Annotated in this window: 3 protein-coding genes; all 3 read right to left on the bottom strand. The window is 75.6% G+C overall.

What is annotated here, in order from left to right:
* The coding region (locus tag ACFW47_RS34960; protein WP_386308264.1) for an SDR family NAD(P)-dependent oxidoreductase at window positions 1-5,101 on the bottom strand (5,101 nt) is incomplete at its 3' end.
* Window positions 5,098-16,074 carry an SDR family NAD(P)-dependent oxidoreductase gene (locus tag ACFW47_RS34955; RefSeq protein WP_386308263.1) on the bottom strand — a complete coding sequence of 3,659 codons (10,977 nt, stop codon included), beginning with the start codon at window positions 16,072-16,074 and terminating at the stop codon, window positions 5,098-5,100. The genes ACFW47_RS34955 and ACFW47_RS34960, both read right to left, overlap by 4 nt.
* 12 nt (window positions 16,075-16,086) lie before the next feature.
* A partial coding sequence (locus ACFW47_RS34950) for an SDR family NAD(P)-dependent oxidoreductase (protein WP_386308262.1) occupies window positions 16,087-18,896 on the bottom strand: 2,810 nt, incomplete at its 5' end.

Below are 18,896 nucleotides of genomic sequence, written 5' to 3'. Positions count from 1 at the left end.
GGTGCAACGCCACCAACGACGAGGAACACGCCGTGTCCACCGTCAGCGCCGGACCCTCAAGACCCAGCACGTACGCCACCCGCCCCGAAGCGACGGCGGGTGAACCACCGGTGAGGAGGTAGCCCTCGCTGCCTTCGGGGAGCTCGACCCCGTGGCCGTAGCCCTGGTAGGCGGCGCCCAGGAAGACTCCGGTGGCGCTGCCGCGCAACGAGCGCGGGTCGATGCCGGAGTTCTCCATCGCCTCCCAGGCGACCTCGAGCACCTGGCGCTGCTGCGGGTCCATCGCCAGCGCCTCGCGCGGCGAGATCCCGAAGAACGCCGGATCGAAGTCCCCCGCGGCATCGAGAAAACTGCCGTAGCGGGGGCCTGCCGTACCCTCGGCGGCGGCGTACGTGAGGCGGTCGAGGTCCCAGCCCCGATCGGTGGGCAGCTCCGAGACGGCGTCGCCGCCTGCGGCGATGAACTCCCACAGCTCCTCCGGTGAGTTGACGCCGCCGGGGAACCGGCAGGCCATCCCCACCACGACCACCGGGTCGTCCTCGTCCCCCACGGAACCGGAAACGTCAGCGGCAGCGGGCCGCGGCTCCGGCTCGCCGGCCGGGGACCGCTCGGACTCGAACATCCGATCGAGCAGGTAGTCGGCGAGAGCGGTGGCGTTGGGCCGGTCGAAGACGAGGGTGGACGCCTCGCGCAGGCCGGTCGCCGCAGTCAGCCGATTGCGCAGCTGCACCGCGGTCATCGAGTCGAACCCGGCGTCCCTGAAGGCCCGGTCCGGGTCGACGGCCTTGGCGTCCGTGTGCCCGAGCACCGCGGCCGCCTCGCCCCGCACCAGGTGCAGCAGGCGGCTCCGGCGCTCCTTGGCCGACAGCGGCAGCAGCTTCTCGTACAGCCGGGAACCGCCCTGGCGCGCTTCCTCCGCCGGCTCCCCCGCCGAGGACGCGGCGGGTGCGAGCTCGTCGAACAGCGGGCGGTGCCGTGCGGCGCCCATGAGGTCGAGGAACGCGGGCCGGTCGAGGTCGGCGACGGAGACACAGACCTCGTCGCGCTCCAGGCACGTATCCAGTTCGGCGAGGGCCTGCTCGGGCGGCATCGGCCGTACGCCCTGGCGGTGCAGGAAGTCCTGGCCCGCCGCACCGGCCATGCCGGGCCCGTCCCACAGCCCCCACGCGACGGACACCGCGGGCAGTCCGCGGTGACGACGCCGCTGCGCGAAGCCGTCCAGGAAGGCGTTGGCCGCCGCGTAGGCTCCCGCACGGGCCGCGCCCCACACTCCGGCGTTCGACGAGAACAGGACGAACTCGGCGACGTTGGGGCAGAGTTCGTCGAGGTGAGTCGTCCCGATGGTCTTGGCAGCGGTGACGTGGGCGAACTCCTCCTCGGTGATGTCGTCGAGCGGCGTGGACTGCGGGACGCCGGCCGCGTGGAAGACGGCGTCGACATCCCGGCCCGCCTCCCGCTCGGCGGCGAGCAGCGCGGCCAGCGCGGCCCGGTCCGTGACGTCACAGGCGGCCAGGGTCACTCCGGAGCCCGATGCGCGTATGTCCGCTGCCAGTTCCGCGGCGCCCGGGGCGTCGGGTCCGCCGCGGCTGGTGAGGACGAGATGTGCGGCGCCCTCGCGCGCCAGGCGGCAGGCGACATGAGCGCCGAGGCCGCCGGTGCCTCCGGTCACCAGGACCGTGCCGCGCGGCGACCGGCCGCTCGCGGAGGCGGAGGCGGAGGTGCCGGCCGGGGCGGGCACGTCGGCCGGGGCGGGCACCAGCCGTGGGACCCTGGCGCCGGACGCGCGCAGTGCCACCTGGTCCTCGTCCCGTGGCCGGGCGACGACCGCCGCCAGCGGCGCCACGAGGTCCTCGTCCGGCGTGGGCAGGTCGATCAACCCGCCCCAGTTCGCGGGGCGCTCCAGGCCGATGGCCCGGCCAAGACCCCACACCGCCGTCTGCGCGGGATCCGGCTCACCGTCCTGTTCGCTCACGGTCACGGCACTCCGGGTCAGCACCCACAGGGGCGCCTCGACTCCGGCGTCGCCCAAGGCCTGAGCGAGGGTCAGGGTCCGCCACGCGGGCAGCCGCGGCTCGTCGGCGGATCCGTCGTCGGCCGCCTCCAGGGCGAGCAGCGAGACCACGGCCGTCGGATCCCCGCCGACCGCGCCCAGGGCTGCCGCCGTCGCGCCGCGTGCCGGTCCACCGCAGTCGACGGATTCGACCGTGGAACCGGCATTTTCCAGGGCCGCGCGGACCGACGCGTGCCAGGCGTCCGGGACGCCAGGGCCCGTCACCAGGAGCACGTGCCCGACGGGGGGTGCCGTCTGCCACGCGGCGTCCCTCCACTCCACCCGGTAGCGCCGCCCCTGGTCGGCGGGGCCGGCGGGATCGGCGCGGCGGCCGGGTGCCGTGTGCCAGTACGGGCGGTGCTGGAAGGGGTAGGAGGGAAGCTCGGCCACGGCGGCGTCCGGCAGCACGGGCCGCCAGTCGACCCGTACGCCGCACACATGGGCCTCGGCGAGCGCCGCCAGGAACCGGTCCCCGCCCCCCGCGTCCCGCCGCAGGGTGCTGAGGACGGCGGCGTCGGCGCCCAGGGCCTCCACAGTCGCCTCGATGCCGGCGGTGAGGACGGGCTGCGGGCTCACCTCGACGAAGGCGTCGAAGCCCGCCTCGGCCAGCAGACGCGTCCCCGTCTCGAACCGCACCTGTTCGCGCAGGTTCCGGTACCAGTAGTCGGCGCCCATGAGGGCGGTGTCGATCGGCTCGCCGGTCGTCGTGGAGTACAGGGGCACGGCCGCGGGCCGGGCGACGACACCAAAGAGGGCGGCCGTCAGCTCCTCGCGCAGTGGCTCGACCATGGGCGAGTGGGAGGCGTAGTCCACCGGGATGTTCCGCGCCCGGACGCCGTCGGCCGCACAGGCGTCGAGCAGCGCGTCCAGCTCCGCGCGGGGGCCGGCCACCACGACCGCGCCCGGGCCGTTGACCGAGGCGATCGACAGGGCGCCGTAGGGGGCGAGCAGAGTCCGGGCCTGCGCCTCGGTGCGGGCCAGGAAGACCATGCCACCGGTGCCGGCGAGGGAGCGCAGCGCCTTGGCGCGCACGGCGACCACCTTCGCGGCGTCCTCCAGGGACAGGGCGCCGGCGACGCAGGCGGCCGCGATCTCACCCTGGGAGTGCCCGATCACCGCGGCCGGCTCGACGCCGTACGAGCGCCACAGCGAGGCCAACGACACCATCACCGCGAACAGCGCGGGCTGGACGACGTCCACCCGCTCCAGGGGTGCGCCGCCGGCGATCACCTCGGTCAGCGACCAGTCGACGTGGGGGGCGAGCGCCTGCTCGCACTCACCCATGGAGCGGGCGAACTCCGGTGAGGAGGCGAGCAGCTCGGAGGCCATCCCCGCCCACTGCGACCCCTGCCCGGGGAAGACCATCGCGACCTTGCGGCCGGGCCGCGCCAGGCCGGTGACGGCCTTCGCATGCGGCTCTTGCGCTGCGACGGCGCGCAGAGCCGCCAGGGTGCCGGCGCGGTCACCGACGACGACGGCACGGTGCGTGAACGCGGTGCGCCGGGTGGCGAGGGTGAGGGCGGCGTCGGGCAGCCGCACGGCGTCGGGCCGCTCCAGGTGGGCGGCCAGGCGCTCTGCCTGGTCCCGCAGGGCGTCCTCGGTCCGGGCGGACAGGAGCAGCGGATACGGGCCCGCTTCCTCGCGCCCGGGGGCCGGGTCCCGGCTCTCGGGGGCCGGGTCTGCTTCCGGTGCCTCCTCGACGAGGAGGTGCGCGTTGGTCCCGCTGATGCCGAACGAGGAGACGCCCGCGCGGCGCGTGCGCGTGCCGCGCGGCCACGGCCTGCTCTGGGTGAGCGGGACGACGGCGCCCGACTCCCAGTCGACGCGCGAGGAGGGGGCGTCGAGGTGGAGGAGGCGGGGCAGCAGACCGTGCCGGAGGCAGAGCACCGTCTTGATCACGCCCGCGACACCGGCGGCGGCCTGGGGGTGGCCGATGTTGGACTTCACCGAGCCGATCCACAGCGGGGTGTCCGCGGCCCGCCCGGCGCCGTAGGTCTCCAGCAGGGCGTGTGCCTCGATGGGGTCGCCGAGGGTGGTTCCGGTGCCGTGCGCCTCGACGTAGTCGACGTCGGCGGGGCCCAGCCGGGCGTCGTCGAGCGCCTGGCGGATCACCCGCTGCTGCGCCGGGCCGTTGGGGGCGGTGAGGCCGTTGCTGGCACCGTCCTGGTTGACCGCCGAGCCGCGCAGCACGGCCAGCACCCGGCGGCCCTCGCGCTGGGCCGTGGAGAGCCGTTGGAGCACGAGGAGGCCGACGCCCTCGGCGAGTCCGAAGCCGTCGGCGGCTTCGGCGAAGGGCTTGCACCGGCCGTCCGCGGCGAGCCCGCCCTGGCTGTGGAACTCGGTGAACGCACCGGGAGTGCTCATGACGGTGGCGCCGCCCGCGAGCGCGGTCGTGCACTCCCCGCGGCGCAGCGACTGCATGGCCAGGTGGATCGCGGTGAGGGAGGAGGAGCAGGCCGTGTCCACGGTCAGCGCCGGCCCCTCGAGGCCCAGCGCGTACGCCACCCGGCCGGAAGCCACGCTGGTGGCCGTGCCGGTGCCCAGGTAGCCGAGGACGTCCGGTGACGCTTCGTCGGGGCGCGGCCCGTAGTCGACGGCGCCGACCCCGGCGAACACCCCGGTGGCGGTGCCGGCCAGCGACGCGGGGTCGAAGCCGGCGCGCTCCAGGGCTTCCCAGGCGACCTCCAGGAGGAGCCGCTGCTGCGGGTCCATGGCCAGCGCCTCGCGCGGCGAGATGCCGAAGAAGTCCGCGTCGAAGCCGGTGGCGTCGTGCAGGAACCCGCCGCTGCGCGCGTCGGCCTCGGCGGTGTTCCAGCCGCGGTCGGCGGGCGGGCCCGAGACGGCGTCGCCGTCCGCCGTGAGGAAGTCCCACAGGGCGGCGGGGCTGTCGACGCCGCCGGGGAACCGGCAGCCCATGCCGACGATCGCGATCGGCTCGCCCGCCCGGTACTCGGTCTCCCGCAGCCGTGCGCTCACGGCCTCCAGGTCCCCGACCGTGCGCCGCAGGTAGCGGCGCAGCTTGCCCTCGGTGGTCTCCTGCTCCCCGCTCATCGTTTCTCCTCACTGAACCGCTGATCGAGAAGTTCGAACAGTTCCTCGTCGTCGGCGTCGCCGATGACGTCGACGGCCGTACGGGACTCCCCGCCGCCGGTGGCGCTCAGGGCGCTCCACCTGCTGAGCAGGGTGGTCAACCGCGCCTCGATCGATCTGCGCCGACCGGCCCGTTCCTCGGCGGTCCCCCCGGAGTCGGCGCCCTCGTGCCAGCCGTCCAGCGCCGTCTCCAGCGCGGTCAGGTGCTCGAAGACCGGGCGGCTCGGATCCGCGGGCGAGGCGCCGGGCGCGTCCGCGAAGAGCCGGCCGTCCACGTAGACGGCCACCGCCTCGGGTGTCGGATGGTCGAAGACGAGCGTGCTCGGCAGCTTCAGGCCGACCGCGGTGCCCACGCGATTGCGCACCTCGACCGAGGCCAGCGAGTCGAAGCCGAGGTCCTTGAACTGCCGCCCCGGCGCCACCGATTCGGCCGTGTCGTATCCGGCCACGGCGGCGGCCTGCGCCCGTACGGCCTCCGTCAGTGCGGCGAGCCGGTCGGGGCGCGGCAGCGGCGCGAGGCGCGAGGCGAGTCCGGCGCCGCCGGTCTGCTCGCGGGCGGCCCTGCGCAACGGCGTGTGCATGAGCCCGCGCAACACCTCGGGCGCGCTGTCCGGGTCCTGCGGCCGGGAAGTGTCCAGGCCCAGGGGGAACAGGACCGGGTCGCCGCGCCGGACCGCGAGGTCGAACAGGGCCAGGGCACGCGCGGTCGGCAGAGGCCGCATGCCCGCCCGGGCCATCCGCCGGGTGTCCCGCTCGTCGAGGGCGCCCGTCAGGCCGCTGGCCTCCTCCCACAGGCCCCAGCCGAGGGTGGTCGCGGGCAGCCCGCGCGCCTGCCGGTGGTGGGCCAGCGCGTCCAGCGTGGCGTTGGCCGCCGCGTACGCGCCCTGGCCGGGGCCGGCCAGGACGGAGGCACCGGAGCCGAACTGGACGAAGAAGTTCACCTCCAGTTGCGCGGTGAGCTCGTGCAGGTGCCAGGCGGCGTCGGCCTTCGGCGCGAACACCTCGGCCAGCGTGTCGGCCTCCACGGAGGCCGCCAGGCCGTCGGCGAGGACCCCGGCGGTGTGGACGACACCGGTCAGCGGGTGGTCGGCCGGGATGCCGTCGAGTACGGCCGCCAGCGCGGCGTGGTCGGAGACGTCGCAGGCGAGCGTGGTCACCGTCGCACCCGACTGGCCCAGTTCCGCCTCAAACTGCTCCGCCCCCGGCGCGGTGGGTCCCCGGCGACCGAGCAGCAGCAGGTGGCGTACCCCGTGCTCGGTCACCAGATGGCGGGCCAGGAGCCGGGCCAGGGTGCCCGTGCCGCCGGTGACCAGGACGGTGCCCTCGGGGTCGAGGGGGGCCGGCTGGACGAGCACCAGCTTGCCGGTGTGCCGCCCCGTGCTCATGTGCTGGAGCGCGGCCGAGGCCCGCTGCAGGGGATACGCCGTGACCGGGAGGCGGCCGATCCTCCCGTCGGCGACGAGGGCGGCGACCTCGGCCAGGATCTCGCCGAGCCGGTCAGGGCCCGCGTCGGCGAGGTCGAAGGGCAGGTAGCGTCCGGGGAAGTGCTCCGGGGCGCGCAGGTCGGTCTTGCCCATCTCGACGAACGTCCCGCCCTCGGCGAGGAGACGGGCCGACTCGTCGAGCAGCGCGCCGGTCAGCGAGTTGATCACGACGTCGACGCCGCGGCCGTTGCAAACGGACCGGAACCGCTCGCCGAACCCCGTCCGGCGGGAGGAGGCGATGTGGTCGTCGTCGAGACCGAGTCCGCGCAGGATGTCGTGCTTGGCGGGGCTGGCCGTGGCGAAGACCTCCGCCCCGGCGAGGCGGGCCAGGCGGACCGCTGCCATGCCGACGCCGGTGGCGGCGGCGTGCACCAGAACCCTCTGGCCGGGCCGCAGGCCGGCGAGGTCGTGCAACGCGTAGTGCGCGGTGGTGAAGGCGATGGGCAGGGCGGCGGCCTCGGTGGTGCTCAACCCCCCGGGGAGGGGGACCACCAGGCGGTGGTCGGTGACCGCCACCGGCCCGAAGGCGCCCTCGAACAGGCCCATGACCCGGTCGCCCACCGCGATGCCGGTGACGTCCGGTCCGGTGGCGGTGACGACCCCGGCACCCTCGGTGCCCATGACGGCGTCACCCGGATACATGCCGAGGGCGATCAGGACGTCGCGGAAGTTGACGCCGGTGGCCCTCAGTTCGACCCGCACCTCGCCGGGGCCCGGCTGCCGCCCGGCGTCCGGCGCCGCCGCGAAGGCGAGGGCGTCCAGGGAGGTGCCCGCGGGCTCCAGGCGGACGGGCGTCCGGGGTGTCAGCAGGGCCGCCGCGCCGCGGGTGGCGGACAGCCGCGGCACGAGCGCGAGGTCGCCGCGCAACGCCACCTGCGGATGGTCGAGCGCGGCGGGGAACCGGGCGAGGGCCGCCGGGTCCGTGTCGCTGTCGACGAGCACGAAGTTGCCCGGCGACTCGGCCTGTGCGGAGCGGACCAGGCCCCAGACCGCCGCCTGTGCGGGATCCGCGTCCGTGTCGGCGGGGCCCGCGCTCACGGCGTGCCGGGTGAGGAAGACCAGGCGTCCGGAGCGTTCCGGTGCGTCGAGCCACTGGCGGACGAGTCCGGCCGCGTGCAGCACGCTCTCGCGTACGGAGGTGGCCGGGTCCGCGGCCCGCCACGGACGGCAGCGCACGAAGACGGCCTCGGGTTCCGGCTCGCCCGTCGCGACTGCCGCCGCCAGGGCCGCCAGGTCCGGGTGGTCCTTGCCGAGGCCGGGCAGGCCGCCGCCGACGGTCGCGCAGCGCACTACCGTGCCGCCGCTCTCCGGCAGGGGGCGCCAGGACAGCCGGTAGAGGTCGTCGGCACCCGCTTCCTCGGCGTCCCCGTGGCGCGGCGCGCCGCCGGCCGGGCGCACGGTCACGGCGCCGACCTGGGCCACCGGCGCTCCGGTGGGGTCGGTCACCGACAAACTCATCGCGGCGCCGTCGGCCGGGACCGCCGTCACGCGGACGACCGTGGCCCCGGACGCGTACAGGGTGGTCCCGCTCCAGGAGAAGGGGAGGAACGCCCCTTCTCGGTCGGCCAGGGAACTCAGGCCGAGGGTCTGCGCCGCGGCGTCGAGGAGGACGGGGTGCAGCGGGTAGCGGTCGTCGTCGGCCCCCTCGGCCCCCGCAGCGGTGGGGAGTTCGGCCTCGGCGAACACCTCGTCGCCGCGTTGCCACGCGGCGCGCAGCGCCCGGAAGGCGGGCCCGTAGTCGTAACCCCGCTCGGCCAGGCGCACGTAGGCCGCGTCGACGTCGATGGGACGGGCGTCCGACGGCGGCCAGACCACCGGGGCGTCCGGCGGTGACGCGGCCTCGCCGAGGACACCGGTCGCGTGCCGGGTCCAAGGCGCGTCGGGGGTGCCCGCGTCACGGGCGTGCACATCCACGGTGCGGGTGCCGTGCGCCTCGGGCGCGCCGACGGTGACGCGCACGGCGGTGGCCGCGCCGAGCACCAGCGGGGCGCAGAGCACCAGTTCATCGACGGCGGGCGTGCCCGCGTGCCGGCCGGCCGTCAGGGCCAGGTCGACCAGCGCGCTGCCGGGGAAGAGCGTCTCGCCGCCGACGGCGTGGTCGGCCAGCCACGGCTGGTCGCCGAGCACGATCCGCCCGGTCAGGATGTGCCCGCCGTCGGGCGTCTCCAGCGCCGTGGACAGGAGGGGGTGGGCCACGGGGTCCATGCCCAGCGCGGCGGCGTCGGTGAGGGTGCGGCGCGGCCGCGGCCGCGGCCAGAAGGAGGTGTGCTCGAACGGGTAGGTCGGCAACGGCGCCGCCGTGCCGCCGCGCCCCGCGGCCGGTGCGAGGTCGACGGGCAGGCCTTCGGCGCGGGCCTCCAGCAGTCCGCGCAGGAAGGTGCGCGGCCCGGGGCGGTCCCTGCGCAGGGAGGCGAGGGTGACGACGTCCCTGCCGAGGTGTTCGGCGGTCTGCTCGATGCCGGGGAGCAGCACCGGATGCGGGCTCACCTCGATGAAGGTGTCGAAGCCCTGGCCCATCAGGTGCCGTACGGCCTCGTCGAGGCGGACCGTCCCGCGCAGGTTGCGGTACCAGTAGGCCGCGTCGAGCCCGGCGGTGTCGAGCGGGCCACCGGTGACGGTGGAGCAGAAGGGCACGGCGGCGGTCCGGGACTCGATCCTGCCCAGTTCCTCGGCGAGTCGCCGTTCGATCCGTTCCACCTGCGGGGAGTGGGAGCCGTAACCCACGGCGATCCGCCGCGGGGACATTCCCTCGCCCTGCGGCGACCGGAGGAACCCGTCGAGGGCGGTGGCCTCTCCGGCGACGACGAGGGAGCGCGGCCCGTTCACCGCAGCCACGCTCAGCCGGCCGTCCCACGGTGCCAGGGCCGCCTCGAGCGCGTCGGGCGTGGCGGTGACCGAGGCCATGCCGCCCTGTCCGTTGAGCTCGCGCAGCACCTTGCTGCGCAGCGCCACGACCTTCGCGGCGGTGTCGAGGGTGAGGGCTCCGGCGACGCAGGCGGCGGCGATCTCGCCCTGCGAGTGGCCGACCACGGCGGCCGGCTCCACCCCGTGGGCCCGCCACAGCCTCGCCAGCGACACCATCACCGCGAACAGCACGGGCTGGACGACGTCGGGCCGCTCGAACGCGTCCTCGGGCCCGTCGCCGCGCACCGTGGCGAGCAGGTCCCAGTCGGTGTACGGAGCGAGCGCCGCCGCGCACTCCGCCATCGAGGCGGCGAAGACCTCCGAGCGGTCGAGCAGGTCGCGGGCCATGCCGGTCCATTGCGACCCCTGACCGGGGAAGACCAGCACGGCCCTGCGGTCGGCCGCCGTCCGCGGCGGCACCACGTCCGCCACGGCCTCGCCGTCGGCCAGGGCGTCCAGGGCCGCGCACGCCGCCTCCCGGCCGTCCTCCCGGTCGTCGGCGAGCACTCCGGCCCTGATCTCGAACCGGGCCCGGCCTGCCGCGAGCGTGCGTGCGGTGTCGGCCAGGGAGATCTTCGGTGAGGTGCGCAGCAGGTGGGCCAGCGCACGCGCCTGCGCGGCCAGCGCGGTCGGCGTCCGGGCCGAGAGCGGCAGCGCCACGGCGTCCGCGGCCAGGGTGCCGCCCGCGGGCAGCCGGGCCGGGCCGCCGGTGGGGGCCTGTTCTGCCGGGGCCTCCTCCAGGACGACGTGGGCATTGGTGCCGCTGACGCCGAACGAGGAGACCCCGGCCCGGCGCACCCGCGGACCCCGCGTCCAGTCCCCGTTCTCCCGCTGGACCTCGATCGTCCCCGCCGACCAGTCGATCTCGGGGGAGAGTTTCTCGGCGTGCAGGCTGCGCGGGAGCACGCCGTGCCGCATCGCGAGCACCGTCTTGATCACTCCGGCGACACCGGCGGCCGCCTGGGTGTGGCCGATGTTGGACTTCACCGAGCCCAGCGCGAGGGGTCGTTGCCGCTGGGCCCCGTAAGTCGCCTGCAGCGCACCGGCCTCGATCGGGTCGCCGAGCCGGGTGCCGGTGCCGTGTGCCTCCACCACGTCGATGTCGGCCGCCGCCAGCCGGGCGTCGGCGAGCGCCTGCCGGATGACGGTCTCCTGAGCGGGGCCGTTCGGCGCGGCCAGGCCGTTGCTCGCACCGTCCTGGTTGACCGCGCTGCCGCGCAGCACCGCGAGCACGGGGTGCCCCGACTCCAGGGCCCGGGAGAGGGGTTCGAGGAGCAGCGCGCCGGCGCCTTCGGCGAGGCCGAAGCCATCCGCCTGCGCCGCGAACGGCTTGCACCGCCCGTCGGCGGCAAGGCCGCGCTGCCTGCTGAAGTCCACGAACGTGTACGGGTCGGAGATCACGGTGACCCCGCCCGCCAGGGCCATGGCGCACTCGCCGCCGCGCAGCGCCCGCATCGCCAGGTGGATGCCCACCAGGGACGACGAGCACGCCGTGTCCACCGTCATGGCCGGGCCCTGCCAGCCGAAGACGTAGGCGATCCGGCCGGAGAGCACGCTGGCCGAGTTGCCGAGTCCCTGGTAGCCCTCGACCCGGGCGGCCTCGCTCTCCAGAAGGGGCATGTACGACTGGCCGTTGGAGCCCACGAAGACGCCGACGCGGCTGCCGCGCAGCAGGTCGGGGTCGATGCCGCCCCGTTCCACGGCCTCCCAGGCGACCTCGAGCATCAGCCGCTGCTGCGGGTCCATCGCCAGCGCCTCGCGCGGAGTGATGCCGAAGAAGTCCGCGTCGAAGCCCGCCGCGTCGGTGAGGAATCCGCCCCGGTCCGTATAGCTGGTGCCGGGGTGTTCGGGGTCGGGGTGGACGAGGGCTGCCAGGTCCCAGCCGCGGTCCTGGGGCAGGCCGCCGGTGAGGTCCCGGCCCTCGGCGACGGCCCGCCACAGCTCCTCGGGCGAACCGATGCCGCCGGGGAAGCGACAGCCCATGCCGACGATGGCGATCGGCTCCTGCTCGCCGGTCCGCGGGGCGCCGTCCCCGTCGGCGGTGCTCTCCCGCCGGGCTCCGGTGGCCAGCAGGGAGAGCAGGTGGCGGGCGAGGCGGGTGACGGTCGGGTGGTCGAAGACGAGGGAGGCGGGCAGGCGCAGGCCGGTGGCGGCGGCGAGCCGCTTGCGCAGCTGCATGCTGCCCAGCGAGTCCAGGCCCAGTTCGGTGAACGCCCGCCGGCCGCCGATGTCGCGTGCGCTGTCGTGTCCGAGGACGGCCGCGGTGGCCTCGCCGACCACGTCGATCAGCAGGTCCTCCCGCTCGGCGGGTGACAGGGCCGCCAGCCGGCCGGCCAGTTCGGTGGCCGGGCCGCTGTCCCCCGCGGCGCTCGCCGCCGCGGGCTCCGGTGTCTCGCGCGCCTCGGTGATCTCCTCGAACAGCGCGGTCGGCCGGAGGGCGCGACGGCCCGCGGCGAAGCCGGGCCAGTCCACGTCGGACACCGCGACGACGCTCTCCCCCGCGTTCAGCACGGAGTCCAGCACGCTCAGGGCGCGGTCGGGCGTCAGGGCGCGCAGTCCGCGCTGCGCCGCCGGCTGTGCGGTGCCGTCCGGGGTACCGGGCAGGGCCCAGGGGCTCCAGGCCACGGCGGTGCTCGGGTGGCCCCGGCCACGCCGGTGCGCGGCGAACGCGTCGAGCCAGGCGCTGCCCGCCGCGTATCCGGACATGCCCGCGCCGCCCCAGACGCCGGCCACGGAGGAGCAGTGGATCTCCCGTTCCACCGGCTGTCCCTCGAGGACCCGGGCGAGGGTCAGGGCCAGGCCGGTCTTGGCGTGCACCGTGGCCGCGAAGTCCTGGGGTCCGGTCTCCAGGACCGGACCGAACTCCGGACGGGTCGCAGCGTGCAGGACGGTGGTGACGTCGTGCGGGGCGGCTTCGACGGCGGCCCGGACGGCGTCCTCGTCCGCCGCGCAGCGGGTGACGGTCGTCGTGCCGGCCTCCGCCACGCCGGACAGGTCCTCGGCTCCCCCTCCCACCAGGACGAGGTGGTCGGCGCCGCTGTCGGCCGCCCACCGGGCGAGCCGCTGCCCCATCGGCCCGTCCGCTCCGGTGACGAGCACGGTCCCGTGCGGGCGCGCGGCCGGGCCGTCGGCGGCGGTCGGCAGGTGAGCCCGCACCAGACGCCGACCGTACAACGCGTCGGCGCGTACGGCGAGTTGGTCCTCACCCCGTCGGCCGCCCGCCAGGATGCCGGGCAGCCGGGCGAGCAGGGTCTCGTCCACGGTGTCGTGCGGCAGGTCCAGGACGCCGCCCCAACGCTGCCCGAGCTCGAGGGAGGCGACCCGGCCCAGACCGTGCACGGCGCACTGCGCGAACGATCCGATGCCGTCGTCACCGGGCGTCTGTACGGCGCCCCGGGTGAGGCACCACAGCGGCGCCTCGACGCCCGCGTCGCCGAGGGCCTGGAGGAGCGTCAGGGTGGCGACCGCCCCCGCGGGCACACCCGCGAGGCCCTGGTGGTCCGTCTCGTCGGCCGCGAGCAGCGACACCACGCCCCGCAGCCCGGTGGTGCGAGCCGTGGCTGCGGTGACGGCCGCGGCGGCCGCGGCGCGGTCCGAGTCCGAGGCAAGGACGCACTCCAGCGGTGTGCCGCCGGCTTCGCGCAGCGCGTCGATCAGCGGCGCGGCCCAGGCGGGGGCAGCCGCCGGGGTGACGACCAGCCAGGTCCCGTGCGATCCGGCCGGTTCCGTGGCGGACGGCGACCGCGTCGGCAGCGGAGTCCACGCCACGCGGTAGGTCACGTCATCGGCGCCGCGGGCAGGCGCGGCGGTGGACGTCCAGTAGTGCTTGCGCCGGAAGGGGTAGGTGGGCAGCGGCACGCGCCGCGCGTCGGGGAAGGCGGGCTGCCAGCGCACGTCCACGCCCGCGACGTGGGCGCCGGCCACGGAGGTGAGGAACGACTCCGGGCCGGGGGCGGCCCGCCTCAGCGTGCCGACGACGACGGCCTCGCCCGGCTCACGGCCCTGCGCGTCGAGCGTCTCCTCGACCGTCGCAGCAAGCACCGGGTGCGGGCTGATCTCGACGAAGGCGTCGTGGTGCGCGTCGCCGAGAAGCCCCACGACCTCGTGGAGGCGCACCGGCTCGCGCAGATTGCGGTACCAGTAGTCGGCGTCCAGCTCCTCGCCCTCCATCGGGCGGCCGGTCACCGTCGAGTAGAAGGGGACGCGCGCGCGGACGGGGTTGATGTCCCCTATCGCGTCGACGAGTTCCTCGCGCACCTGGTCCATCTGCGCGGAGTGCGAGGCGTAGTCGACGTCGATGACCCGGGCCCGCGCCCCCTGGTCGGTACAGGCCGCCACGAGGGCGTGCACGGCGTCGTGTTCACCGGAGACGACGACGGAGGCGGGGCCGTTGACCGCGGCCACCTCGACGGCGCCCTCGTACGGTGCGAGCAGAGCGCTTACGGCCGCCTCGTCGAGCGCCACGACCGCCATCGCGCCCTGCCCTGCGACGTACCGCAGCAGGCGGCTGCGCAGGACGACGAGCCGGGCCGCGTCCTCGAGCGTGAGGATCCCGGCGACGTGCGCCGCGGCGATCTCGCCCTGCGAATGCCCCGCCACCGCCGCCGGTTCGACACCGTACGAGCGCCACAGCGCGGCCAGTGACACCATCACCGCGAACAGCGCGGGCTGCACCACGTCGACCCGGTCGAGCCCGGGGGCGCCGGGCTCCTGACGGAGCACCGCGGCCACCGACCAGTCCTGCCACGGGGCCATCGCCTCGTCGCAGGCCCGGATCGTCTCGGCGAAGACCGGGGACCACTCCAGGAGGTCGGCGCCCATCCCGGCCCACTGCGAACCCTGGCCGGGGAAGAGGAACACGGCGGAGCGTCCGCCCGACTCGACGGTCCCCCCGACACGCGCCCGACCGGCCGCCACGTCGCCCATCGCCCGCACGGCCGCTTCCCGGGAGCCGGCCAGGACCACCGCGCGGTGCTCCTGCCGGGCCCGGGTCGTGGCCAGCGAGAGCCCGAGGTCGCAGAGGTGGACGGTATCGTCCGCGACGACGGCCGACAGCTGCCGCGCCTGGGCGCGCAGCGCCTCCTCGGTCCGCGCGGAGACGACCAGCGGCACCGGGCGGTGCTCCGTCACCGGCCGCGGCTCCGTCGTACGTTCCTCGGTCTCCCGGGGCTCGGTGGCCTCCGACAGGACGACGTGGGCGTTGGTGCCGCTGATGCCGAACGCCGACACGGCGGCGTACCGGGGCCGCTCGCCGCGCGGCCAGGCCCGCTCCTCGGACAGCAGGGCGATCGCGCCCGACGACCAGTCGACGTGCGGCGAGGGCTCCTGCGCGTGCAGGGTTCTGGGCAGCCGCTCGTGCTGGAGGGCGAGCACCATCTTGAGGACGCCGACCACGCCCGCGGCGCCCTGGGTGTGGCCGATGTTCGACTTCGCAGAGCCCAGCCACAACGGTCGCCGCGTGTCGCGGTTTTGGCCGTAGGTGTCGAACAGGGCGTGGGCCTCGATGGGGTCGCCGAGGGTGGTGCCGGTTCCGTGCGCCTCGACCGCGTCGACGTCGCCGGGGGCGACGCCCGCGTTGGCCAGCGCCTGCTCGATCACCTTGCGCTGCGCGGCTCTGCTGGGTGCGGACAGACCGTTGCTGGCACCGTCCTGGTTGATGCCGGTGCCGCGGACGACGGCGTGCACGGTGTGTCCGTTGCGCCGGGCGACCGACAGCCTTTCGAGGAAGAGCACCGCGACACCCTCGCCGAAGCCGAAGCCGTCCGCGCTCGCGCCGAACGCCTTGGAGCGGCCGTCTGAGGCGAGGGCGCGCTGCCGGGCGAAGTCGACGAACACCTCGGGGCCGGCCATCACGGCGGCGCCGCCCACGATCGCCGCGTCGCACTCGCCGCGGCGCAGTGACGCCACCGCCAGGTGCAGGGCCACGAGGGAGGAGGAGCAAGCTGTGTCCAGCGTGATGGCGGGCCCTTCGAGCCCGAGGGTGTACGCGATCCGGCCGGACGCCACCGACGGCGCGACCCCCGTGACCGTGTATCCCTCGACGTCCTCGGTGGAGCCCGCGGCGTCGCCGTAGCCATGCCGGGCGACGCCGAGGAACACGCCGGTGTCCGTGCCGCGCAGGGTGTGCGGATCGAGGCCGGCGTTCTCCACCAGTTCCCAGCAGGTCTCCAGCAGGAGGCGCTGCTGCGGGTCCATGGCGGCGGCCTCGCGCGGGGATATGCCGAAGAAGGCGGCGTCGAACTCCCCCGCGCCCTTCAGGAACGCCCCCGTGCGCACATAGGTCGTGCCGGGGTGGTCGGGGTCGGGGTGGTACAGGCCCGCCAGGTCCCAGCCGCGGTCGTCCGGGAAGCCGGACAGCCGCTCCTCGCCGGCCGCGAGCACCTTCCAGAAGTCCTCGGGAGTCTCGATCCCGCCGGGCAACCGGCAGGCCGTGCCGACGATCGCGATCGGGTCGGCCTCCAGCTCGTGGACGCGCTGCCTGGCCGCGCGCAGGTCAAGGGTCGCGCGACGCAGGTATGAAGCGACCTTGTCGTTGTCGTTCGTCACCGTGTTGATTCCTTACCTGTTCGCCGTCGGCTGGCCGTTGTCACCGAGCTCGCGCCCGAGGGCCTCCAGCAGTTCGTCGAAGCCGGCCTCGGCGAGGTCCGGTTCCGGGGCGGGCGGGGTGCCGCGGGACTCGCCGTCGCGGCCGGGGCCGGTCCGCAGGGCGGTCAGTACGCGCTCGAGGTGCCGGGCCAGTTCGGCGCGCTGCGGCCCGGCCACGTGGGCGAGGTGCGCCTCCAGCCGGTGGAGGCCGCCGAGCGCCGCGGTGACGACGTCCTCGTGGCCGGGGCCCGTGAACAGCTCGGAGCGGAGGTGGTCCGCCAGGGCGGCCGCGTTGGGGTGGTCGAAGATCAGGGTCGAGGGCAGGGTGAGGCCGGTGGCCGCGCTCAGGCTCTTGCGCATCCGCCCGGCTCCCAGCGAGTCGAAGCCGAGTTCACGGAAGGCCGTGTCCACCCCGACCGTGCGGGTGTCCTCGTGTCCCAGGACCGCGGCGGCGTGGGAGCGCACCAGGTGGGTCAGTTCGAGGTGCTGCTCGGCGGGCGGCCGCTCGCCGAGCCGCTCGCGCAGGTCCGCTCCCGCCTCCGGTGTCGGCGCCGCGGAGGGCGCGGCGGCCCGGGCTTGCGGGAGCGCGCCGAGCAACGGCCGCCGCCTGAGGGCCTCGTACGTCTCGGTGAACCGCGGCCAGTCGACGTCGGCGACGACCACGGTGCTCTCGCCACCGGCCAGCACCGTTTCGAGGGCCTCCAGTGCCCGGTCGCCGGGCATGGGGCGCACTCCCCGGTCCCGGAGCCGGGCGACGGCTTGCTCGTCGTCCGTCATGCCGCCTTCCGCCCACAGTCCCCAGGCCACGGAGGTCGCGGCCAGACCCTGGGCGCGGCGGTGCTGGGCGAAGGCGTCCAGGTAGGCGTTGCCCGCCGCGTACGCGCCCTGCCCGGCGCTGCCCCACACGGCGGCGCCGGAGGAGAAGAGCAGGAAGAGGCTCAGGTCGGGGCAGCTGTCCGCGAGGTTGCGCGCACCGTGCGCTTTGGCGGCCAGGACCTCGCGATACTCCTCGCGCGTCATGTCCCGCAGGAGGGTCCGCTGGTTCAGCCCGGCCGCGTGCACGACCCCGGTGATCGTCGCGCCGTCCGCGCGCAACCCGTCGACCAGGGAGGCCACCGCCTCCGGAACGCCGATGTCGCAGGCGTGGACGGTGGCCCGGGCGCCCAGGCCGGTGAGTTCTTCGACCAACGCGGCCGCGTCCGGCGCCGCCTGGCCGCGGCGGCTGACCAGGGCCAGGTGCTGGGCTCCCCGGGCCGCGAGACGGCGGGCGGTGAGCGCTCCGAGGCCGCCGGTGCCGCCGGTGACGAGGATCGTCCCCTGCGGCACGACCGCTTCGGCGGCGCCCGGTGCCCGGTCCGCAGCCGGCGGGGCGGGCAGCAACCGGCGCGCGAGGACGGCGCCCTGCCGGACCGCTATCTGGTCCTCCGTACCGGTCAACGCCCTTGCGAGCAGAGCACGTTGGAGTTCGTTCGCCTCCTGTGGGAGATCGACGAGGCCGGTGTGCCGCGCTCCTCGTTCGAGGGCGGCTGTCTGGCCGAGGCCCCACATCTGCGCTCCGGCCGGGCACGTCACGGGGTCGGTCGCGCCGGTGGTGACCGCGCCGCACGTCGCCAGCCAGAGGGGTGCGTCGATGTCCGCCGCCTCCAGTTCGCGCAGGAGGTCCGGCGTGGCCTCGGCTGCGGCGTCCGCGTCTCCGAGGGCGAGGAGCGAGAGCACCCCCGCGTACGCCCCGGACTCGGCCTGGCCGGCGAGGGCGTCGCGTACGGCGGTGGTCGACGCATGCGGATCGTCGAGCGGAACGGTGACGGGGTGGGGTACGGCCCCGTGGTCGGCGAGGCCTTGTGCCGCCGCGGCGCACCAGGCGTGCTCGGCGCCGCCGGTCGTGGCGGGCAGCAGGAGCAGCCAGCGTCCGGCCGGGCCGCCGGTGGCGGTGGGGGCGGTTTCCTGCCAGCCGACGCGGTAGTGCCACGCGTCGGCGGCGCGGGCGAGGCCCGTCACGTCGGGCAGCAGCCAGAACCGCTCGTGGTCGAAGGGGTACGTCGGCAGATCCACCGGGAGGTCGGCCGGATCGCCGTCGCCCTGCACGGCCCGCCAGTCCACCGCGACCCCACCCGCGTGCGCCTCGGCGAGGGAGGCCAGGAAGCGTTCGGGTGTGTCGTCGCCGCGTCGGACGGAGCCCACCACGGTGCGCGCGTCGCCGAGTGTGTCCTGCATGCCGGCGCACAGCACCGGATGAGGGCTCACCTCGACGAACGCGTCGTGGCCCGCCGCGCCGAGCGCCTCGATCGCGGCCTCGAACTCCACGGTGCGGCGCAGGTTCTCGTACCAGTAGGCGGCGTCGAGGTCGGGGCCGTCGGCGAACGCGCCCCGCAGCGTGGAGTAGAGGGGGATGTCGGGCGTACGGGGAGTGATGCCGGACAGCGGTGCGGTGACCGCCTCCCGCAGGCGTTCCACATGGGAGGTGTGGGAGGCGTAGTCCACGGGGAGCACCCGCGCGTCGACGCCCGCCCCGGTGCAGTGCTCCTTGAAGCGGTGCACCGCCTCGGGATCACCGGCCACCACCACGGCGTCGGGGCCGTTGACCGCGGCCAGCTCCAGCGCGCTGAACGCGGCGACGCCCAGCAGCCTCTCCGCCTCCGCGCGACCCAGGTGAAGCGACAACATGGCGCCGTGGCCGCGCAGTCCGGTCAGGGCGCGGGCGCGCAGCGCCACCACCCGGGCCGCGTCCCGCAACGAGAGCGCGCCCGCGACGCAGGCCGCCGCGATCTCTCCCTGGGAGTGCC

This window comes from Streptomyces sp. NPDC058796 (genome assembly GCF_042745235.1).
Classification (GTDB): domain Bacteria; phylum Actinomycetota; class Actinomycetes; order Streptomycetales; family Streptomycetaceae; genus Streptomyces.
This window is presented reverse-complemented; position numbering and strand designations above follow the sequence as displayed.